Origin of the sequence: Pseudodesulfovibrio hydrargyri (assembly GCF_001874525.1) — a bacterium.
GTDB lineage: Bacteria > Desulfobacterota > Desulfovibrionia > Desulfovibrionales > Desulfovibrionaceae > Pseudodesulfovibrio > Pseudodesulfovibrio hydrargyri.
The window spans coordinates 738,684-758,533 of record NZ_LKAQ01000004.1; the positions used below are offsets into that span (position 1 = coordinate 738,684).

Below are 19,850 nucleotides of genomic sequence, written 5' to 3' on the forward strand. Positions count from 1 at the left end.
GAGCGTGAACACACCGACCGCCAGGGAAATCATCGAGTATCTCGGCCTGAGCCCCCACCCCGAAGAGGGCGGCTGGTTTAGGGAGACCCACCGGGCCGACGAGTCCCTGCCCCACGAGGTGCTGCCGGACCGGTACGCCGGGCCGCGCGCCTTCGGCACGGCCATCTATTACCTGCTCACGCCCGACACGTACTCGCACATGCACCGGCTCGTCTCGGACGAGACCTTCCACTTCTATGCGGGCGGCCCGTGCGAGATGCTCAGGCTCCACCCGGACGGGGCGGGCGAGACCGTTCTCTTCGGCAACGACGTCCTGGCCGGACAGCGCCCGCAGATAGTGGTCCCACGCGACTGCTGGCAGGGGCTGCGCCTGCTGCCCGGCGCGGACTTCGCGCTCATGGGCTGCACCGTGGCCCCGGGCTTCGAATACGAGGACTACGCCCACGGCGACCGCGCCGAACTGATATCCCGCTACCCTCAATTCCGCGAACAAATCATCCGTCTGACCGCTGCATAACCTCCCGCGCCGCAGGCGCAAAACGGGATGCAAGGGGGCGAGCCCTTGCCCGCCGGAGGCGAAGTCACCCGTCAACCGCCGCGCAGCGGCCTTCATCTACTGATCTCTCCCCATGGGAGGGGGGCGCGTCCCCCGAAAGGAACGCGCCCCGTGTTGAGGTGGGAAGGTAGGGATGACAATATGCTTCGTTGCCGGGTCTAGGCGGCGGGCGCTTCGGGCCAGGCCACGGCATGGGGGAACCCGGCCTGTTGCGGCACGTCGCGCAGGGCTTGGCGGGTGGCGGCCCAGAGCGTCTTTTCCGCATCGTCAAGCGGCGCGTCGGCCAGCTGGGTCCAGTCGCTCTCGGCCAGCAGCCGGTCCCGTTCGATCCGGAGGGCTTCGGCCACGGCCTCGTCCCGGGCCGCCTCGTCCAGCACGGCGCTGACTACGGCCTCTCGAAAGACCAGGTCCTCGCCCTTGACCCACTCGGTCTCGTAGGCGGTGAACGGCTCGCGCTTGAACGGCATTGCCTCGTTGTAGCCGATCCCGTCGCGCTGGGCCGGGGTCAGGTCCGCGAAGTCGCGGACGTATCCCGCGTATTCCACGCGGGCCGGGGGATTGTGCCGGTATGTTCCGTCAGGGTATTTCCACATGATTGTTCTCCTTAGAAGGCGTTTCGGTATTTGGATTGTCTGACCAGGCCCAGGCCGAGGTATTCCTCGCCGTTGGCGTTGAACGCGTTGGCACCCGTCAGGGGTTTGAAGCCGGCTGAAGCCATGACCAGGGCGTCCGCCACGGCCTCGGCCGTATCGTCATGAGGGTGCAGGGTCCTGTCCATGGGGTTGTAAGGGTTGCGGAGGACATCGAGATTGTTCCAGCCATAGGCTTGGTTGCGGGCGCGCAAAAACTCTATGCGCTCGACCACTCCGGCCGTCGGGCAGAAAGGTCCGTCCACGGAACCGTTGCCCGTGTAGTGCAGCTCTTCGATGAATTCCGTCCTGCCGAACAGGAAGGCGACGTAATTTCTCCCTGCGGCGTTGGAATCGGCGTACCCGCCGCCCACAGCGAACTGGGTGGGCGTGGGCGAGGCGTTCCCCCACACGCCTGTGGTTTGTCCGGTGGCGTACGCCAGATCTATGCGCTTGTCGGCCCCGCAAATCTCCCAATAGGTGGACTTGTCGCTGATGCCGGACCGGCCGAACGCGGCAAACATGAACGGGACCCGCCCAAGCCCGTGGTCCACCTTCTGCAGGGCGGTCCCGTCGCCGGTGTAGGTCGCGATGTCGAATCCCGTGTCCGCCCCGGCCCGGATGACCGTGACGGAATAGGTCCAGCCGTATACCATCATCTCCTCCGGGATGGTGATGGAGTTACCCGACACGGTAACGGGCTGGGAAAGCACAACCTCCCCATCCGCCAAGGCGGGGTCGATGTAGCGGTCCAGCCCGCAGACCGTGTTGACCCAATACCACGGCTGCGCGCCGAGCCCCTTGAGGACCAGAAGCCAATCCTCGTTTTCCGCGTCAAAGCCCACGTCCACGCGCGTCTCAGGAACGCCCGTACAGAACTCCACCTCCCCTATTGCCGGCCCGAGCCCGGCGTCGCCCGCGGAGCGTATTCTGACGCAATATGCCCTGTACGGGGTCGAGTGCGGGGCCTGAATGGCCTTTTGCCCAAGATAGCCGGACTTGTCGTTGAACGTGAGAGACACCCCAAGCAACGTCCATTCCGGGTCGCCCGTGGGATCGTCGTTGGTTCCGCACATTTCCAGCCACATGCCCGCAGGGTTGTTTTGTCCCCAGAATCCGGCGTTGGCGGTGGAGGTGCATACCGCCCCCTGCCAGACGGCTTCGTTGCCGACGCCGAGGTCAAGCCCGATTATGCCGGTTGTTTCACCGGGGCCATAGGCCGCGTCCGTCCCCGCGTTTTGGACCTTGATACCGTCGAACGCGGCGGCGTTCCCCCCGGCGCTCACCAGGTTGCCGAACACGGTTGCCCCGCTCGGGTCCGCGCGCGTGGTCCCGGTGTACGCACGGGCAACGAACGTGGACACATGGTAATGCGCGGACGGATCCAATATGGCAGGCTCGGGCCGGGATGCGTCGCACAGCGGCAAAAAGCCTTCCGGCGGCGTGCAGGCATACCCGTTCTGCCCGAAGTCGACCGTGGAAGTTCCCACGGAATCGAGCATGGCCACAGCCGCAAAGGTCATCCCGCTGTTTGCCGAGAATGTCGGAGAGGTTCCGGCAACGGGGTCTCCGCCGCCGAACCACGCGGAATCGTTCTTGCGAACCCACGCGTTTCCGGTTGCCGGGTCAACCGCCAGGCCGAACACATCCCAAGCGTATGCGTCTCCCCACGCCCCAAGATTGGAGCTTCCCCCGGCATGGTACAGGTACAAGTTGCCGTTCAACGACTGTATCCCCCAACCATCCGCAGAGTCCCCTGGGTATGTGACAGAGGACATCGACACAGGGTCAACCAATATTCCGGCAATAGCGTAATTCTGAGCGCTCAGATTTCCGAGCGTCACCTCAAAGTAGAACGGTTGGTCAAGGCCGATTGTGGATATTCCGCAACCCCAGGGAGCGCCGGACCCAGCGCCGCCAATGACCAGATTGCCGCCGGAAAGCGCCGCTTCACCGGTCGTCGACGCCAGGGGGTTGAGGGTGGCGTAATTATTCGTCGGCGTGTCCACGGACTGGACGGCCCCGGGCAACGTCCAATGGTTCCCGTTGCCGGACCTGTCCGCGCCCAGGTCGGCGGCGTCGGTGAAGTCGAGCAGGGCTTGCGGGGCCAGCCCACCCAGGCTGCGCGGCACCCACAGACCGGCCACCGCGCCGGATGGCTGGTAAAAGGCGGTAAAGTCCAGCGCCTCCTCCACCACGACCAACCGGGAAACGTACCCCTTGACCGTTCCGGCGAACGCGGTCAGCGCCTCGGACAGGAGCCCGGCGTAGGTCGCGGCCGTGATCGTGTAGCTGCCAAGCTCCACGTCCTGCCTCCAGACCGTGACCGTGGTTCCGGCCTTGCACACGGTCAGCAGATAGTGATGCGTCGGGTCGCACAGCGGATGGGCCGTGTCCACTGCCGTCGGTTTCCAGCCCAGGGCCACGGTCGCGTTCGCCGCCACGGCCCCGGATGACGAAAAGCCGTTCTCGCACAGGGCGGCATGGGCTATGGGCACCGCATAAACGCCGCCCCGGCCGCCGGTTTCCTTGGGAGTCAGCACTCTACACCTCCATGTTCTGCAGGGACACGATGGTCTTGCGCGCGTTGTACTGTTCCAGGACGATGCGGATCTCCCCGGCGTCCGGCTTGGGCGACGGCAGGAAACCGTCGTTCTTGTAGCTCGCGGCCAGGGAAAGGGCGTTGCCTCCGGGGTAGACGTGGAAGACGTAGGTCCCGTCATAGGGCAGGGGGACGTCGCTGAACAGGCTGTCGCCGGTCAGCATCCAAGCCACGTGGTTGCGGTCCACCGCCAGGCCGGACAGGTCCGGTCCCGAGTGGACCTGGGCGTCGTCGCCGTAGGCGGCCCGCAGCAGGCCGGGCCGGTTCGCCTTGAGCAGGGCAACGTCCGCGGGCTCGGCCCCGATGGCGGCCAGGACCTCGGCCTCGTCCTCGCACCCGGCCACGGTCACGCCCACGGCGCCGAAGCCGAGGTTGAACAGGGCCTCGGCCGGGTTGTCCGCGTTGGTGCCGCCCTGGCTGATGGGCACGGGAACGGTCAGACCACCCGCTCCGGCCACGTCCTTGTTGACCAGGTTGTCGCCGCTGGCGTTCCAGGCGAGCACCAGGTCCGGGCCGGGTTCGGGCAGGTTCACGCCGGTCACTGCCGAGGAGATTCGGAAGGTCAGGGCGCGATCCAGCTTTTCGGCCAGGGCCTGGCAGATCATGGTCAGCTTGTCCAGGGCGGCTTCGTGGGTGGCGGCCGGAAAGGCGTCGTTCTCCACGTAATCCACCTCCTGGACCAGGGCCGGTTCACGGCTGACGACCACGGTCTGGCCCGCTTCGGGAGGGCTGGCCAGGACGCAGGTCCCGCCCATCTGTTCCCCGACCCCGGACAGGTTGTAGTCGATCCCTTCGTACCGGGGCCGCTCCAGGCCGTCCCGATCGATGACCAGGACCCGGATGTCCTCGTTGCGCAGGAACATGAACGGTACCGGGAAGGTGTCCGTGGACCCGTCGCCCGCATAGATCGCCTTGGTTTCGGTGGAGGAAATGGTCATGCTCAGTTCCTCCCGTAGATCTTGGACCCCATGGACAAGGTCGAGCGCGCGGGCGAGACGTTCTCGTCGATGCGCAGCGCGTTCGCGCTGCTGCGGGCCGAGCGCAGGCCGGACCGGGCATTCATCTCGCCCTTGAAGAGAACGTCCTCCTCGGCCTGGCGGTCCTTGAGCCGCTCGGCGTCGCGGATGAGCGCCTTGGACCCGGACATGGCCAGTCCCGAGCCGCCCCAGCCCGCGTTGCCCCGGGAACGGACCCGTTCGCGCTCGCCCCGGAGTCCGGCGGCGTCCTGCACGGCCCGCCGCCGGGTGTCGTGGGCCGCACCCGCCGCGTCGGTTTCGATGAGCGCGGCCCGGTCCCTGGCGTTTGAGGCAGCCGTTTTTTGGCTGTTCCGATCGCCCAAAAAGTCCGTCACGTCGCTGAACAGGTCGACTCCCTGTTGCAGCACCTGCGTGGAAGCTTGATTTCCCATGGTTATCCTCTCTTTATGGTTCGGGTTGTTCCCGGTTATTCGTTGACGATGAGCTGGGGCACGATCATGAGCACGGTCATGGGCAGGGGCTGCCGCTGCACGATGGTCAGCAGCCCGTCGCGATCCCACCCCTTGGGGAAATTGACGGTCTTGTCGCCGCAAAAGGGCCCGGGCGACTGCCCCATGGGCGTGGACGGGGAGCGGAAGTAAACCGGCTCGAGCCTGGACAGGTCCGGGCCGATGAGGCCGCCGAGGGTGTTGTGGAACCGGGCGGCCACCTTGGTGATGCGTTTCTTCTTGGTCTGGGCCGTGCCCCGCTGGCTGCCCGTGTCCAGACGCATGGGCTGGAGCACCGAGCCATAGGGGAGCCCGGCGTGGATGACCGAGGCGGGCCGGTCCAGGACCAGGGTACCGTCCCCGGCAACGATCCGGTCGGCCTGTACGGTCCCGTCGGCCAGCACGGACACGGTCCGCCCGGCCAGGTGGGAAAGCCCGCCCACGGTGTTTGTGGGGGCCCCGCGATAGGTCAGGCCGCTGTCCACGAAAAATCCGTTTGCGATGGTCCCGTCAAAGGGGGCCTCCAGGTACTCGATGTACCGGCGGGGCTCGCCGTTCACGGTCCGCACCACCGCGATCCACAGCTCGTCGCGTTTCTCGGCGTCGTTGTAGACCGTGGCCGCGCGCTCCACCACTCCGTCGGTGACGATGCGCGACCAGGCCACGACCTCCTGGTCCGGCACGTAGGTCAGGGCGACCAACACCCCGTCTCCGCGCACGCCGTAGAGAATGGAGTCCGGCTCCTGGACGTAGGCCAGCTGGGTCAGCCCGCCCTCGGTGATGTGCTCCGAGAGCAGGGTCAGGTCCTTGGACACGTAGGCGTCGGCCTCGAAGCGGTAGGACATCTCGCGGATCTTGCGCCCGGCCCGCTGGATGTACAGAGTGGCGAAACCCACGGACTCGGGCCGGGTGGCCGAGGCCCCGCTGGTGCCCTCCTGGGCGGCCTTGACGTTCTCCGGGGTGAGCGGGTCGCTGGACGAGGCGCTCAAGGTCCATTCGCCGCCCGCGGTGCCTATCCACAGGGAGCGGCGCGGAACGATGAACTCGATGCCGTTGGCCTGGCGGCCGGACAGGGTGACCTCGATGGCGTCGTCGTCCAGCGGCTCGTCCCCGGCCGAGGCGTCGGTCCGGTCGCCGACCTCGAAACCGTCCCAGGCCTCCCCGTTGAATTCGCCCGCCTCATTCCAGATCGGCTCGATCTGGTTGCCCGCCGGCTCGGCCGCGAACACGACCGTGACCTGCGCATTGACGGCGGAAAAGTTCTTGGCGCCCTTATAGCGGTAGTAGCGGGTGGCCCCGTCCGGGTGCTGGCCCTTGAGCGCGTCCCGTGCCTCGAACCCGGTCCCGGCCAGGAGAACGATCGAGTCCCCGGCCTTGCCGTCGCGCAGCCCGTCGCCGTTCTTGTCGGTGATTTCCAGGTCCCGCCAGCCTTCCAGGGGCACCTCGCGGGTCTTCAGCCGGAAATCCGTGAACTCGCCGGTGCGCGACAGCCACAGGGTGGCCGGGCGGGTGCGGGTGGCGGCCAGGACCAGCCGCTGCTCGTAGAAGCACACGGCCGAAGGATAATCACTCTCGGCCCAGGCCTCGGGCCGTCCGGTGAAGGCCATCTCCTCCAGGGTCCAGTCGTCGTGGTCCACACGGGTCATTTCGCGCACCGGATGGTCCGGATGGACCAGGATGAGCGAGTTGTCCGACTGGGCGTAGCCCAATTCGCCAAACTCATCGGCCGTGTATGGAATGTCCCGGATGTACTCCTCTCCGTCGGACAGGACCACGCCGTGCCCGGTGAAGACGCGCATGCGCCCCTGCCCGTCCGCCCCCCCGGCGAACTCGAGCACGTAGGTCTGCTCCGCGTTGAACTCGAAGGGGATGAGCAGGACCGGGGCGTCCCGGCCCAGGGACTCGGCCACGAACCGGAATCCGGGCCGCCGCGAGGTCCCGCCGTGGGGATGGACGAGGAAGTTCTCCAGGGTGCGGCACCCGTTGAAGTATTTGGAGAGGTCGGTCCTCCCCTCCAGCCTGGGGGAGATCTCGCCCGCCGTGAAATTGGTGATCGCTGGGGTGGCTATGCTCATATGCGCTCGGCTCCTTGATTTTCGGGGACGCGCCCCGGGCTTGCCAGGGAGCATAGCCCCGGTTTTCCGGCCGGGAGCCGACAGGGTGCCGAGCGGAGCCGAGAGGTATGAAAAAACAGCTTGACGGATTTTCAGCGGGGCGGGCGTGCCGCAGGCCGACACCTCTCTATTTTTTATCCCATGGAATCAATATATTACATCCCACGGCAAGCCATTGAAGGCGTCCCGGGAAATGGGCTTGGGAAGAGAATGTCTAGCGATGGGGTATGAAATGACAAGCAAAAGCGGACAAGGGGGGACGGAAAACGGGAAGTGGCGGGCCAGGCAGCGGACAAAAAAGCGAAAGCGCCTGTATTCCGGATGGTTACCCGGAATACAGGCGCTTTTCACGCCGTATGTCGGCCTGCCCTAGTTGGCCACTGCCGGCAAGGAGGATCGTTCGTCCTTTTCCCGGTTCAGGCGAATGACCTGGGTGGTGAAGGTGGTCTCGTCGGGAACGCAGTTGGGGCATCCTTCCGAGAGGATCACGCACCGCTCATCCAGGGAGGACGGATCGATCTTGGCCAGTTTGAGGAGCTTCGTGGTCATGCCGCGCTTCCAGAGGACAGGCTGGCCGCAACGGTGACATTCCACATACAACAATTCGGGATCGAATTTCCTGGTCATGATCTCAAGGTAAGCCCCCGATCACGGATTGGCAAGGGGCCGTTCACTTAGTCGAGTTATTATTTCCCGGGCTTGGGAAATCCCCTTTATGCCCGGCCCTTTGACAGAAGCCCTTCCGGCTGGCACCAAACTTGATAAGGTTGAACGGACCGGAAAGAACTGCCACCGCAACCAAGGGCGAACAGTGAGAACCAAATACCTGATCATTGGCGCGGGCCCCACCGGCCTGGGCGCGGCCCACCGGCTCCGGGAACTCGGCGAGGCCGACTTCCTGGTGCTCGAGCGCAACGATTACGCGGGCGGGCTGGCCGCCAGCTTCAAGGACGGCAAGGGCTTCACCTGGGACATCGGCGGACACGTGGTCTTCTCCCACTACGCCTATTTCGACGCGCTCATGGATTCCCTGCTGGGCGACGAGCGGCTCGAGCACCAGCGCGAATCCTGGGTCCGCTCCAACCAGGCCTGGGTGCCCTACCCGTTCCAGAACAACATCCGTTATCTGCCCAAGGACGCCCGCTGGGAGTGCGTCGAAGGGCTGCTGCCCGGCAACCGGCCCGACGCGCCGCCCGAAAACTTCGCCCAGTGGATAGACGCGGTCTTCGGCCCGGGTATCGCCCGCCACTTCATGGACCCGTACAACTTCAAGGTCTGGGCCACCCCGCCCGAGCTGATGCAGTACGGCTGGATCGGCGAGCGGGTCTCGGTGGTGGACCTGAAAAAGGTGCTGCGCAACATCATCCTGGAGCGCGACGACGTGGCCTGGGGCCCGAACAACACCTTCAAGTTTCCGCTGCACGGCGGCACGGGCGAAATATTCCGGCGGCTGGCCGATCGCCTGGCCGGACGCATCGAATACAATCAGGCCGTCAACCGCATCGACGCCAAAACCAGGACCGTGGCCACCGAACAGGGGCTGACCGTCCAATACGACGCCCTGCTCAACACCGCGCCCCTGGACATCCTGGCCCGCGAATGGCTCGCGGACGCCCCGGACGCCATGATCGACGCGGCGGGCAAGCTGACCCACAACTCGGTGTACGTGGCCGGGGTCGGCCTGGACAGGGAGCCGGACGCCGCCCGCGATCCCCGGTGCTGGATGTATTTCCCGGAGTCGGATTCGCCCTTCTACCGGGTGACCAATTTCCACAACTATTCGCCGAACAACGCGGCCCGGCCGGGCGAGCAGCTGGCCCTCATGTGCGAGACGTCCTTCTCCAGGCACAAGCCGGAAAACGTCCATGAACTGATGGACCGCACCGTGGACGGTCTGGTAAACTCCGCCCTGTTGCGCGGGGACAGGGTGGACGACATCCTGACCCGCTGGGAGATGGCCGTGGACTACGGCTATCCCGTGCCGTGCCTTGCGCGCGACAACGCGCTCAGCATCCTCCAGCCGGGGTTGGAAGCCATGGGCATCCAGTCCCGGGGCCGCTTCGGCGGCTGGAAATACGAGGTCTCCAACATGGACCATTCGGTCATGCAGGGCGTGGAGTGGGCCGAGCGCATGGTCACCGGCACCCCGGAAAAAACCTACACACTGGATTAGGACATCATGGACAAATCCGTTTTCGAAAAACGCCGCGAGGATCTCAAGAGCGAGATGCACGCCCGCGGCCTGTCCGCCATGCTCGTGTCGCTGGCGGCCAACCGGTATTACTTAAGCGGCTTCGAACTGCACGACGCGCAGTGCAACGAATCGTCCGGCTGGATCGTCGTCACCCCCGGCGACGACTACCTGTTCACCGACCCGCGCTACCTGGATGCGGCCCGGCAGGTCTGGGACGAGAACAACCTGTGCATCTACGCGGCCCGCAAGCACAAGGAGATCGCCGAGTTCCTCAAGGGGCGCGGCGTCGACGCCCTGGGCTTCGAGCCCAAGGCCCTGCACCTGTTCGACTACGACAAGCTGTCCGAGAACTTCGACCTGACTCCCACCGAGAACATCGTGGAGTCCCTGCGGATCATCAAGGACGAGGACGAAATCCGGCGCATGGACGAGTCCATGCGTCTGAATCACGAGCTCTTCGAATACATCGAGGGTGAGCTCATCCCCGGCCGCACCGAAAAGGAAGTCGCCTGGCTGGTGGAGAAATTCTTCCGCGAACACGGCGCCCAGGAACTGGCCTTCTCGACCATCGTGGGCGTGGGCCCCAACGCGGCCCTGCCCCACTGCATCCCCGGCGACACCTTGCTTCGCGAAAACGACATGGTCCTCATCGACACCGGCTGCCGGCTGCTCGACTACAACTCCGACCAGACCCGGACCTTCTGGGTCGGGGACAAGCCGTCAGACCGCTTCAAGAAGACCATGGACCAGGTGCGCGCGGCCCAGCAGGCGGCCATCGACATCATCCGCCCAGGCCTGACCTGCGTCGAGGCCTACCGCGCCGCCTACGCGGTCTTTGAAAAGGACGGGGTGGAGGCCCTGTTCACCCACGGCCTGGGCCACGGCGTGGGCCTGGAAACCCACGAGCCCCCGTCCCTGTCCCGCGTGGGCCAGGGCGAACTCGAACCCGGCATGGTCGTCACCGTCGAACCAGGCCTCTACGACCCCGCCTGGGGCGGCATCCGCTGGGAATACCAGGTCCTCGTCACCGATGACGGCTGCCGCGTCATGTAACCGGTCGGCCGACCGAAGCAACTAAAAGGACGCGCCCCGCTCAGCGGGGCGCGTCCTTTTTTGCCTCCGGCGGCCAGAGGGGAAACTTTTGGAAAAGTTTCCCCCTCTGGACTCCCCCTTCCAAACTTTTTAGCGCCGCTACGCGGGGCGGGAGGAAAGACGGAGGATAGAAGGCTGAACCGCCCGCCGCGTTGTTCTCGGGCTATTTGCCATCGTCCGCGAAGTATGCCGCCACCTTGGGCATTTCCTTTGCGATGGCGATACCCTCGGGGCACATGGGTTCACACTCGCCGCAGCCGTCGCACAGCTCGGCGCCATGTCCCGCCGCAGTGAGCATGAGGGGGTATTGATGACAGCCGAGCGGCACATTCCTGAATGTGTGATTCGAGTTGTAGATCGTGAAATTCTGCTGAATGTCCACGCCCTTGGGACAGGAACACTTGCCGCACTCGACGCACGGAACCGGCCCCTTGGATTTGAGGATCGCCCGGACGGTCTCGATTGCCTCCAGTTCCTTCGGCGTCAGGGAGCCGGGCAGGGCCTCGTCCACGAGGCGGAGGTTCTCCTCCACCTGTGCCATGGTGCTCATGCCGCTGAGGACGAGGCTGGTCTGCGGCCGGTTCCAGGCCCAGCGAAGGGCCCAGCCCGCCGGAGAGCGGTCGATGCCCGTGGCCGCGAACACGTCCAGGGCCTCCTGGGGCAACTGGTCCGCGAGCATGCCGCCCAGCACGGCCTCCATGGCCACGAAGCCCAGGCCGCGTCCGCAGACTTCGTCTATACCCGCCAGACCGGCCTGGAACTTGGTGTCGAAATAGTTGCAGGCGTGTTGAAAAAACGACCAGTCGTAGAAGTTCGACACTTCCTGGAACAACTGGGGCGTGTCGTGAAAGGAGAAGCCCGCATAGCGTATCTTGCCGCTCTCCAGGGCCTTGTCCAGGAAATCGCGGAGTCCCAGGGAGACCACGTTCCTCCAGGTCGGCTCCATGATGTTGTGAACCAGGTAGAAGTCCACGTAATCGGTCTGCAACCGTTCCAGCTGCTTGTCCAGGTAGACGTCCATGTCGGCGCGTGATTCGACGACCCAGATGGGCAGCTTGGTGGCCACGAAGACCTTGTCCCGGCCGATGGCCTTCAGCGCCCGGCCGACAAACGGCTCGCTCGCGCCGCCCTCGGTCAGGCTGTTGCCGTGATAGGGCCAGCTCGTGTCGATGTAGTTCAGGCCGTTGTCCACGGCATGTTGCAACAGCCTGAGCGCGGCGGATTCATCCACCTTGCTGTTATCGCCTCCGACAACGGGCAGCCGCATGGTGCCGAAACCGAGCGCCGAAACCTTCTCATTGGTTTTTCCAAATGTTCTGTACTGCATGGCATCTCCGTAATGCAAAAGAGTGGAACGCCTCCACGCCCCCCGGAGCCGGAGGATCGGCCTCGCAGGCCAAAGGCTTCGGGAAGCGCGTGAATGGCAACGGATTCTTCGCCTTCATTGATTACATAGCAGCTACCCGAGAGGAATGCACATTACTCCGCAATTCTGGTGCAATCCTCTTTTTCAGCCGGCACAGCTCCCGAAAGCCGCCTGACGAACCTAGATCTGCAACCTGGCCCCGACTTCGATGACCTGCTCGGATGGGATGTCGAAGAAGGCGGCCGGGTCCATGCCGTTCCTGGCCAGGAAGAGGTAGAGGCTGGAGCGCCAGCGGGCCATGGCCGGGGGATCGCCCACGGTCAGTTTTTCGCGGCCCAGGAAGAAGCTGGCCGCGTTGATGTCCACGTCCACGCCCTTGTCCCGGCACAGGGCGAAGATCACGGCCACGGTGGGCTCCTCCATGTAGCCGAAGTGGGCGATGACCCGAAGCACACCCGAGCCGAAACGCTCCAGCTCGATCTTCTCGAAGTTGGGCACGCGGGGGATCTGCTCTGTGCGGATGTTCAGGAAGTAGACCTCGGCGTGCAGGACCTTGTTGTGGCGCAGGTTCTGGATCATGGCCACGGGCACGGTGTTGTGGCTGCGGGTCAGGAACACGGCCTGGCCCGGCACGCGCTTGGGCGGATTGTCGGTGATCTCCTTGAGGAAGTCGTCCAGGGGCCGAGTCAGCCCCTGGGCGCGCACGGCCAGGATCTCGCCGCCCTTCTCCCAGGTGAGCATCACGGCCAGGACCAGCAGGGCGATGACCAGCGGGAACCACGCCCCGTGCGCGATCTTGGTCATGTTCGCGGCAAAGAACGAGAAGTCCACGGTGAAGAACAGGACCGTCAGCCCCAGGGCCACCGGCAGCTTCCACTCCCAGCGCCTGCGCATGACCACGTAGAACAGGGTGGCGGTGACCAGCATGCTCGCGGTCACGGCCACGCCGTAGGCCGCGGCCAGCCTGCTCGAGGTCTGAAAGCCCAGGACCAGGCCCACGGTGCAGACCATCAGCAGCCAGTTGACCGGGGCCACGTAGATCTGGCCCATGTGCGCGGCCGAGGTGTGGGTCACGCGCAGCCTGGGCAGGTAGCCCAGCTGGACCGCCTGGGAGGTCAGGGAAAAGGCCCCGGTGATGACCGCCTGGGAGGCAACGATGGTGGCCATGGTGGCCAGCACGACCATGGGGATGATCGCCCAGCGGGGCACGATGGCGTAGAACGGGTGGAAGGCGTCCTGGGGCGCGGACAGCAGGTGCGCGCCCTGGCCGAAATAGTTGAGCAGCAGGGCGGGCAGGGCCACCAGGAACCAGGTCAGCCGGATGGGCTTGCGCCCGAAATGGCCAAGGTCCGCGTAGATGGCCTCGGCCCCGGTGGCCACCAGGAAGACCGCGCCCAGAACCACGAACCCGTGGACCTTGTTGGCGATCAGGAAATGCAGGCCGTGCCAGGGCAGGATGGCCGCGAACACCGAGGGGTTTTTGACCACCTGGTGCAGGCCGATCAGGGCCAGGCTGGCCATCCAGACCAGGATGACCGGGCCGAACAGGGTGCCGACCTTGGCCGTGCCGTGGCGTTGCAGCAGGAACAGGCTGATCAGGATGATCAGGGTGATGTGCAGGATGTACGGATCGAACAAGGGCGTGATGTGCCCCAATCCTTCCACGGCGCTCAAGACCGAGATGGCCGGGGTGATCATGCCGTCGCCGTACAGCAGGCAGGCCGCGAACAGGCCGAGGATGACCAGCACCCAGGCCCCCCTGGTCATGCGCTCCCGGCGCGGCTTGACCAGGGTGGTCAGGGCGAGCACGCCGCCCTCGCCGTCGTGATCGGCGCGCAGCACCATGGTCAGGTACTTGAAGGACACGATGAGCATCAGCGCCCAGAAGATCAGGGAGAGCACGCCCAGGACGTTCTCCGGGGTGACCGCGATGCCGTAGTCGCCGTGGAAACACTCGCGCAGGGCGTACAGCGGGCTGGTCCCGATGTCGCCGAAGACCACGCCCAGCGCGGCCAGGGAAAGCCCTGCCAGCCGTTTTCCGGTTGGATTGTCGGTATGTTCCATCGAAGCTCCGGGTTGCGTGGCCGGGCCCGGATTTCAGGCCCGGCGCGAAACAGCATACAGCCATCCGCGCCCGGGGACCACCCCCCTGTGCAAACGGCCCGCAAAGGCCCGAAATACGGGGCTTGACCACCGCGCCACGCTCTGTCATCAATTTGAATGACACAATGAAAACCTCCGGGGGGGTGGTGCAATGAGCAAGAAAGTTCGCAGTGTCCGTGTTCCCAAGGAATTGGAAACCCTGAACCTTTCGGGTATAATCCGGGAGTGCGAGAGCCACCTGCGTGACCTCGAATCCGCCACCCTGCTCAAGCAGCAGGGCAACCAGGAGGCGGCCGAGGCGCTGATGAAGACGCGCCAGGCCGACCTGGGCCGCAAGATCGGGAAACTGGTCTGGGAGGCCCGAGTGCAATACGGAAAATCCAGAGAGGACTGATATGAAAGCGAAATCCGCAGCGGAGTCCGAGGTGGTCATGACCCATCTCGTTCTGCCCCAGGACGCCAACCCCGCAGGCAACCTGCACGGCGGCGTCATACTCAAACACGTGGACACCACCGGCGGCGTGGTCGCCAAACGCCACTCGCGCAGCAATACCGTGACCGTGTCCATCGACCGCATGGCCTTCAAGCAGCCCGCCTACATGGGCGAACTGCTCATCTTCAAGGCCAGCCTCAACCACGTGGGCCGCACCTCCATGGAGATCGGCGTGCGCGTGGAGGCCGAAAACCTGCGCACCGGCGAGGTCCGCCACACCAACTCCGCCTACCTGACCTACGTGGCCCTGGACGACAACGGCAAACCCGCCGAAGTCCCGCCCCTCAAGCTCGAGACCGAAACCGCCAAACGCCGCTACCGCGAAGCCGAACTCCGCCGCGAAAACCGCAAACGCGAACGCGAACTCGAAGAGGGCAAAAGGGTCTGCCCAACCAAGGAATGACCCCATGCGAAAGGGCCGCCCAAGGGCGGCCCTTTCGCATGGATGCCTCTGGACTCCCCCTTCCAAACTTTTTGTTGCCGCTTCGCGGGGCAAGTACACACGGGGAAAAGGCCTTCGACCTATAACTAAATCGAAGGCTCTGTCTCTTCCTTGGAGCGATTCGGGTGCGCAGCACCCGACAGCGGCTCTTTTACCGCGCTCGGGATAGGCTTTCGAGAGTGGGTCAGCTGTGCATTTTTCGAGGGCCCGCCTGACCGCAGCGTACCCCAGTACGTGAGGATCAGGCGGGCCCTCGAAAAATGTGCGGATGGCCCGCTATCGGAAGCCGCCTACCGCGCCCGCTTCCTCCTCCCGCCCTGTGAGCCGATATAGATGCCTGCGAGCGCCAAAGCCACACCGGATAGTTCTATTGGGTTGATCGCCTTACCAAAGAAGAGGATGTCCCAGACGAAGGAGAGGGTCGGCTGCAACAGCAGTATCAGCCCGACCAGGGCGCCGCGCACGTTTTGGATGCCCCTGGTGATCAGGAACCAGCCCACGGCGTGGCAGATCAGGGCCAGGGTGGCGATGGCGGCCAGGGACTTGAACGTGGGGATGGCGAAGGACTCGCCCTCGACCAGGGCGAAAGCGCCGAGGATCAGACCGGTGGCCAGGGCCGCTGCCGAGGCCAGGACCAGGGAGTCCGCCTTGTCCTTGGCCAGGGCGTATTTGAGCGAGAGCAGGTACAGGGCGTAGAAACAGGCCGTGGCCAGGCCGTAGAACACGCCCAGGCGGTAGTCGGCGGAAAAGCCGGACCAGCCCACGCCGACCATGAGGTAGAGCCCGGCCAGGGCCAGCGGGATGGCCGCGTACATGCGCGGCGGCATGCGCTCCTTGAAGAACAGGGCCGAGACCACGGCCAGGGGAATGACCTGGAAGTTGCCGAGCATGGTGGACAGTCCGGGGCCGACAAAGGCGATGGAGCGGTGCCAGAACACGAAGTCGCCCGCAAAGAACACGGCGGCCACGCAGCCCCACTTGACGACGTTGGGCGTGAACAGCCGAAGCTTGCCCGCCCGGGCCAGGACCATGAGCATGGCCAGCCCGCCGCAGGTCAACCGGTAGAACCCGGTCACGTCCGGGGGCAGCCCGGCCAGGACCACCATGACCGAGGAAAAACTGATCAGCACCGCGCCGATGACCAATGCGCTCATGGGGCCACCACCTTCAGCCTGCGGCCCAGCGTGATGCCGGTCTCGTCCACGCCGGCCACGTAGGGCCAGGCCTCAACCCCGGCGTCCAGGGCTTCGTAAAGCAATTCCGCATAGACCGGGTCGATCATGTCCGCCGGGCCGAAGCAACGGCCGTCGGGCCGCTGGACCAGGAAGAACAGGGCCACACGCGCGCCGGTCGCGGCCAGGGCCATGAGCTCGCGCAGGTGCTTCTGGCCGCGCTCGGTGACCGCGTCCGGAAACAGGGCCACGTCGTCCTCGACCATGGTCACGTTCTTGCATTCCACCCACAGGTCGCCGGGATCGCCGGTCAGGTGCGCGTCCAGGCGGCTCTGGCCCACCTTGGCCTCTTTCCGGAAATGGCCGTAGCCGTCCATCTCGGGCATGGCTCCGGCCCGCCAGGCCGCGTACAGCATGCGGTTGGGCGTGAGGGTGTTGACCCCGACCATGGCCCCGGCGAGCTCCAGCCCCTCCAGGGTGTACTTGAGCTTGCGGTCCGGGTTGGCCGCGGGCGAGAGCAGGGCCGTTCCGCCCGGCCGCAGCAGGCCGAGCATGGACCCGGTGTTGTTGGTGTGGGCCTTGAGGACCGTCCCCTTGTCCGGGCCGTCCAGGGCCTCGGCCTCCACGGTGAACCGCTTTATCCGTCGGATAAAGGCGGCGCGGCGGCACGGGGCGTGAAAGGGTATATGGGCGGCGGGTCTGGACACGGTTTCTCCTGGGGCACAAGCACTAGGCGATTTCCCCGGCTTTTGCCAGCCAAAAACCCCGGGGTCCCCGGCTATTCCCCGCGCCTGAGTCTTTCCAGGGCCTCGACGATCTTGTGCCCCTCGCCTTCGTACACGGCCTTGTCCTCGTCCGGCGTGGGCTCGGTCACCTCGGGCCAGACCCCGGGCCGCGGCTCGGGTCCCTTGCGGGCCTCCGGGCTGGGGTCGGAGTCGGTCATGACCGGGGTTCTGCGCAGGTCCACGCCGGGCACCGTGGCGCTGAACTCGATGGGGATGTTGTTCGGGTCAAAGGTGTAGATGGAGTGGATGAACCCGTGGTCCACCACCTCGGAGCACCAGATGTCGGCGGCCTCGAGCTTGTCCTTGATCTCCCACAGGTCGTCCTCGCCCGCCACCCCGAAGGAGATGTGGTCAAAGGCCACCTTGCCCTTGACCGGAAACCCGTGGTCCCGCTCGTCCAACGGTTCCACGCCGTCCCACTCGAAGAAGGCGATCATGTCGTTTTCCGCGATCTCGAAGAAATAGTGGCGGTAGCCGGGGTGGCCCAGGCCGACCACCAGGCGCATGCCGAGCAGGTCGCGCCAGAAGCGGATGGTCCCGTCCATGTCGCCGGTGACCATGGCCAGGTGGTTGATGCCGGTGTATCGTGCCATGCGAAATCCTTTCCTTGTTTGGTTTGGCCCCAGGTTACCATGGGGAAGGAAAGGAGAAAAGGAGAACCGGACCGCGCACAAGGGGGCGGCTCGCGGGCGCAAAAAAAGCCCCGGACCGTGGTCCGGGGCTCTCGGCTATGCCTTGTTCCGACGCTTGCTCCGGCGCATGAAGCCGGCCAGGCCCAGGAGTCCGAGGCCCGTGAACAGGAAGGTCCCGGGTTCGGGCACCGGCGTCCCGCCGTCAAAGGGGACGTCGTGCTGCTCGATGTGGGCGTTGTAGGATGAGGCGATGAGGGTCCCGTCGATGTTCCCCCATCCGCTGTATTCACCAGATGCGCCGGTCACTCGGGCATGCGGAGCCAGAATGGAGCCCCGGACGCCGACGCCGTCCAGGAGCAACGTGTCGGCCTCGAAGAAATTGAACAGGACGTTGTCGCTGAACTCTCCGGGGTACAACAGTCCCATGCTGGTCAGCCCAGAAAGATCGCCGGAGACGTTGATCAGTATGGTCGCATCATCGGCGATCTGATTGAAATACAGTGTGTTGGCATTCAGGAGAGTGCTGCCGTCGATGTTGAAGACCTGAAGCCCGGAGGAGTTGTTCCCGTTCAGCGTCAGGACGCCCGAGTTGTCGCCCACCGTACCGTTCGCTCCGGTGCCGCTCAAAGTAAGCGACAGGTTCTTGAGATAGGCCGCCGCCGCATCGAAATCGAACGGCAGCGTGGCATGGCCGCCGATGGAGCGGGAGCCGGTGCCGACCCTGGTCAGGTTGGCGGTGCCGCCCACCACGACGTCGCCGCCGATGCTGCCGTCGGTCAGGGTGAAATCGTTGCCCACCACTACGGATCCGCCGATGCTGTAGCTGGACATCACCGCGTTGCCCCCGACGGCCAGATTGCCCTGGGTGTCGCTGCTGTTGCTGGTGAAGTCGCCCAGGATGAACGCGTTGTACTCCCCGGCCACTCCGAGGTCGATGTACGACGCCCGGGCGGGCGAGGCCGCGAGGACCAGGGCCAGCAGGGTGAAAAGAATATATGTATACTTCATGAGAATGCTCCAGAGTCTGTACGTCGGCCCCATGCGGGCCATTCAGGGGAAGTTCCCCTACACTTGTAACAGAAATATAGCAAAAGCCGTGCTGCCTGGCTATCCATACGGAATACAATATCTTCCGCGAATGCATCCCGCGTCAACATGTAAAAAACGCGTGTTTGTTGTCGGCCCGCTTTACAGTGCAACGCGAAAAAACGGTGCTCCGCCGGGGGCATGGGAGCCGCGCGGGCGGCGCGGGCCGCCCCGGTTCCCTTTACAAACCGCGCGAAATGGGCTCAAACTGCGACCCAATGACGAAACTATTGCTGCATATCTGTTGTGGCCCATGCTCCATCACCACGCTCAAGACGCTGCTGGCCGAGGGGCACGAGGTCACGGGACTGTTCCACAACCCGAACATCCATCCGCTCACGGAATACGCGAAGCGGCGGGACGGCTGCCTGACCGTGGCCGAGAAGCTGGGCGTGAAGGTCATCGTCAAGGACGACGAGTACCGGCCCCAGGAGTGGTTTCGGGCCGTGGCCCACCGCGAGAACAACCGCTGCTTCCACTGCTACGCCATGCGGTTGGAGCGCACCGCGCAGATCGCCAAACGGGGCGGGTTCGACTTCTTCACCACCACCCTGCTCTACTCCAAGTACCAGAAGCACGACGAGATAGCGGCCCTCGGCCGGGACCTGGAGTCGGCCAAGACGAAATTCCTGTACCACGACTTCCGCGAGGGCTGGAAGGAGGGCATCGAGACCTCGAAGGAGTGGGAAATCTACCGCCAGCAGTACTGCGGCTGCCTGTACAGCGAGAACGAGCGGTACAAGCGGGAGTTGCTGGGCTAGCCATGCGCGCGCTGTTCGCCTTCCTGTTCACGCGCAAGCATGCGCTTGTCGGTTTTCTGCTGCTCAAAACCATTGCCGTGATCGTCAACGGACTGGTCCAAGGCTCGGCCGAGGTATGGGGCATCGGCATCCTGGCCCTCGCCGTCTACGCGGTCATCGCCCGCTTCGCCCAGGCCGGGCGGGCCATCTCCATCTGGGCCGTCACTTTGCTCATGCTCTACGAGGCGGCCGGAGGCCTGCTCCTGGCCTGGTCCAGCCTGACCAGCGCGCCCGGCATGGCTCTGATCGGCCTTGTGGTGGCCCTGTACCTCGTCGTCGGGGCGCTGGCGGTCTTCGCCAGCCGCCGGGAGGGCTGAAC

The 19,850-nt window shown here is 65.0% G+C and carries 19 protein-coding genes; 7 read left to right on the forward strand and 12 right to left on the reverse strand.

All coding sequences use genetic code 11. The features are described 5' to 3' along the window. Positions 1–4 precede the first annotated feature (4 nt). Positions 5–517 carry a cupin domain-containing protein gene (locus tag BerOc1_RS07835; RefSeq protein WP_071545160.1) on the forward strand — a complete coding sequence of 171 codons (513 nt, stop codon included), beginning with the start codon at positions 5–7 and terminating at the stop codon, positions 515–517. A 197-nt stretch (positions 518–714) separates the two neighbouring features. Here BerOc1_RS07835 and BerOc1_RS07840 read toward each other — a convergent pair whose 3' ends face one another. From BerOc1_RS07840 to BerOc1_RS07865, 6 genes are all read right to left on the reverse strand, one after another. Beyond that, positions 715–1,149: a tail fiber assembly protein gene (locus BerOc1_RS07840; protein ID WP_071545161.1), complete on the reverse strand. Its 435-nt coding sequence runs from the start codon at positions 1,147–1,149 to the stop codon at positions 715–717. A gap of 11 nt (positions 1,150–1,160) precedes the next feature. Further along, the gene (locus tag BerOc1_RS07845; protein WP_129586502.1) at positions 1,161–3,683 is read right to left on the reverse strand and encodes a DUF7483 domain-containing protein; all 2,523 of its coding nucleotides are present in this window, start codon (positions 3,681–3,683) and stop codon (positions 1,161–1,163) included. Between the two features lie 46 nt (positions 3,684–3,729). Next, entirely contained in the window at positions 3,730–4,725 is a 996-nt protein-coding gene (locus BerOc1_RS07850) for a hypothetical protein (protein WP_071545163.1), read from the reverse strand. 2 nt (positions 4,726–4,727) lie between these two features. After that, positions 4,728–5,195 (reverse strand): hypothetical protein, encoded by a 468-nt coding sequence (locus tag BerOc1_RS07855; RefSeq protein WP_071545164.1) that lies wholly within the window; start codon positions 5,193–5,195, stop codon positions 4,728–4,730. A gap of 35 nt (positions 5,196–5,230) precedes the next feature. Continuing rightward, complete coding sequence (locus BerOc1_RS07860) at positions 5,231–7,327, reverse strand: phage tail protein (RefSeq protein WP_071545165.1); 2,097 nt, start codon at positions 7,325–7,327, stop codon at positions 5,231–5,233. Positions 7,328–7,735: 408 nt separating this feature from the next. Next, positions 7,736–7,915 (reverse strand): hypothetical protein, encoded by a 180-nt coding sequence (locus tag BerOc1_RS07865; RefSeq protein WP_242652918.1) that lies wholly within the window; start codon positions 7,913–7,915, stop codon positions 7,736–7,738. A 262-nt stretch (positions 7,916–8,177) separates the two neighbouring features. On the opposite strand from BerOc1_RS07865, the gene BerOc1_RS07870 reads away from it, so the two are divergent. Continuing rightward, positions 8,178–9,539, forward strand: coding sequence for a protoporphyrinogen/coproporphyrinogen oxidase (locus tag BerOc1_RS07870; protein ID WP_071545167.1), 1,362 nt, complete (start codon positions 8,178–8,180; stop codon positions 9,537–9,539). A 6-nt stretch (positions 9,540–9,545) separates the two neighbouring features. Next, positions 9,546–10,613, forward strand: coding sequence for a M24 family metallopeptidase (locus BerOc1_RS07875; RefSeq protein ID WP_071545168.1), 1,068 nt, complete (start codon positions 9,546–9,548; stop codon positions 10,611–10,613). A 202-nt stretch (positions 10,614–10,815) separates the two neighbouring features. Here BerOc1_RS07875 and BerOc1_RS07880 read toward each other — a convergent pair whose 3' ends face one another. Further along, positions 10,816–11,979 (reverse strand): aldo/keto reductase, encoded by a 1,164-nt coding sequence (locus BerOc1_RS07880; protein WP_071545169.1) that lies wholly within the window; start codon positions 11,977–11,979, stop codon positions 10,816–10,818. A 219-nt stretch (positions 11,980–12,198) separates the two neighbouring features. After that, the gene (locus tag BerOc1_RS07885; RefSeq protein ID WP_071545170.1) at positions 12,199–14,082 is read right to left on the reverse strand and encodes a potassium transporter Kup; all 1,884 of its coding nucleotides are present in this window, start codon (positions 14,080–14,082) and stop codon (positions 12,199–12,201) included. 190 nt (positions 14,083–14,272) lie between these two features. On the opposite strand from BerOc1_RS07885, the gene BerOc1_RS07890 reads away from it, so the two are divergent. Further along, positions 14,273–14,515, forward strand: a complete 243-nt coding sequence (locus tag BerOc1_RS07890; protein WP_071545171.1) for a hypothetical protein — start codon at positions 14,273–14,275, stop codon at positions 14,513–14,515. 1 nt (position 14,516) lies between these two features. Beyond that, positions 14,517–15,017: an acyl-CoA thioesterase gene (locus BerOc1_RS07895; protein WP_071545172.1), complete on the forward strand. Its 501-nt coding sequence runs from the start codon at positions 14,517–14,519 to the stop codon at positions 15,015–15,017. Between the two features lie 329 nt (positions 15,018–15,346). Here BerOc1_RS07895 and BerOc1_RS07900 read toward each other — a convergent pair whose 3' ends face one another. The 4 genes from BerOc1_RS07900 to BerOc1_RS07915 form a co-directional block, all read right to left on the reverse strand. Further along, entirely contained in the window at positions 15,347–16,210 is an 864-nt protein-coding gene (locus BerOc1_RS07900; protein WP_071545173.1) for a DMT family transporter, read from the reverse strand. Further along, on the reverse strand, positions 16,207–16,935 hold the full coding sequence (gene sfsA, locus BerOc1_RS07905) for a DNA/RNA nuclease SfsA (RefSeq protein ID WP_071545174.1): 729 nt from the start codon (positions 16,933–16,935) through the stop codon (positions 16,207–16,209). The genes BerOc1_RS07900 and sfsA overlap by 4 nt, the downstream gene beginning before the upstream one ends. 71 nt (positions 16,936–17,006) lie before the next feature. After that, positions 17,007–17,606, reverse strand: a complete 600-nt coding sequence (locus BerOc1_RS07910) for a VOC family protein (protein WP_071545175.1) — start codon at positions 17,604–17,606, stop codon at positions 17,007–17,009. Between the two features lie 135 nt (positions 17,607–17,741). After that, positions 17,742–18,653: a choice-of-anchor A family protein gene (locus BerOc1_RS07915; RefSeq protein WP_165610800.1), complete on the reverse strand. Its 912-nt coding sequence runs from the start codon at positions 18,651–18,653 to the stop codon at positions 17,742–17,744. A gap of 296 nt (positions 18,654–18,949) precedes the next feature. Between BerOc1_RS07915 and BerOc1_RS07920 the strand changes: the two genes are divergently transcribed. Further along, positions 18,950–19,492: an epoxyqueuosine reductase QueH gene (locus tag BerOc1_RS07920; protein WP_071545176.1), complete on the forward strand. Its 543-nt coding sequence runs from the start codon at positions 18,950–18,952 to the stop codon at positions 19,490–19,492. A 2-nt stretch (positions 19,493–19,494) separates the two neighbouring features. After that, positions 19,495–19,848 carry a hypothetical protein gene (locus BerOc1_RS07925; protein WP_071545177.1) on the forward strand — a complete coding sequence of 118 codons (354 nt, stop codon included), beginning with the start codon at positions 19,495–19,497 and terminating at the stop codon, positions 19,846–19,848. Positions 19,849–19,850: the final 2 nt, after the last annotated feature.

Coding starts and splice junctions, on each gene's coding strand:
- BerOc1_RS07840 (WP_071545161.1), bottom strand. CDS start 1,149: ATGTGGAAATACCCTGACGGAACATACCGGCACAATCCCCCGGCCCGC.
- BerOc1_RS07850 (WP_071545163.1), bottom strand. CDS start 4,725: ATGACCATTTCCTCCACCGAAACCAAGGCGATCTATGCGGGCGACGGG.
- BerOc1_RS07855 (WP_071545164.1), bottom strand. CDS start 5,195: ATGGGAAATCAAGCTTCCACGCAGGTGCTGCAACAGGGAGTCGACCTG.
- BerOc1_RS07860 (WP_071545165.1), bottom strand. CDS start 7,327: ATGAGCATAGCCACCCCAGCGATCACCAATTTCACGGCGGGCGAGATC.
- BerOc1_RS07865 (WP_242652918.1), bottom strand. CDS start 7,915: ATGACCACGAAGCTCCTCAAACTGGCCAAGATCGATCCGTCCTCCCTG.
- BerOc1_RS07875 (WP_071545168.1), top strand. CDS start 9,546: ATGGACAAATCCGTTTTCGAAAAACGCCGCGAGGATCTCAAGAGCGAG.
- BerOc1_RS07880 (WP_071545169.1), bottom strand. CDS start 11,979: ATGCAGTACAGAACATTTGGAAAAACCAATGAGAAGGTTTCGGCGCTC.
- BerOc1_RS07885 (WP_071545170.1), bottom strand. CDS start 14,082: ATGGAACATACCGACAATCCAACCGGAAAACGGCTGGCAGGGCTTTCC.
- BerOc1_RS07890 (WP_071545171.1), top strand. CDS start 14,273: ATGAGCAAGAAAGTTCGCAGTGTCCGTGTTCCCAAGGAATTGGAAACC.
- BerOc1_RS07895 (WP_071545172.1), top strand. CDS start 14,517: ATGAAAGCGAAATCCGCAGCGGAGTCCGAGGTGGTCATGACCCATCTC.
- BerOc1_RS07900 (WP_071545173.1), bottom strand. CDS start 16,210: ATGAGCGCATTGGTCATCGGCGCGGTGCTGATCAGTTTTTCCTCGGTC.
- BerOc1_RS07910 (WP_071545175.1), bottom strand. CDS start 17,606: ATGGCACGATACACCGGCATCAACCACCTGGCCATGGTCACCGGCGAC.
- BerOc1_RS07915 (WP_165610800.1), bottom strand. CDS start 18,653: ATGAAGTATACATATATTCTTTTCACCCTGCTGGCCCTGGTCCTCGCG.
- BerOc1_RS07920 (WP_071545176.1), top strand. CDS start 18,950: ATGACGAAACTATTGCTGCATATCTGTTGTGGCCCATGCTCCATCACC.
- BerOc1_RS07925 (WP_071545177.1), top strand. CDS start 19,495: ATGCGCGCGCTGTTCGCCTTCCTGTTCACGCGCAAGCATGCGCTTGTC.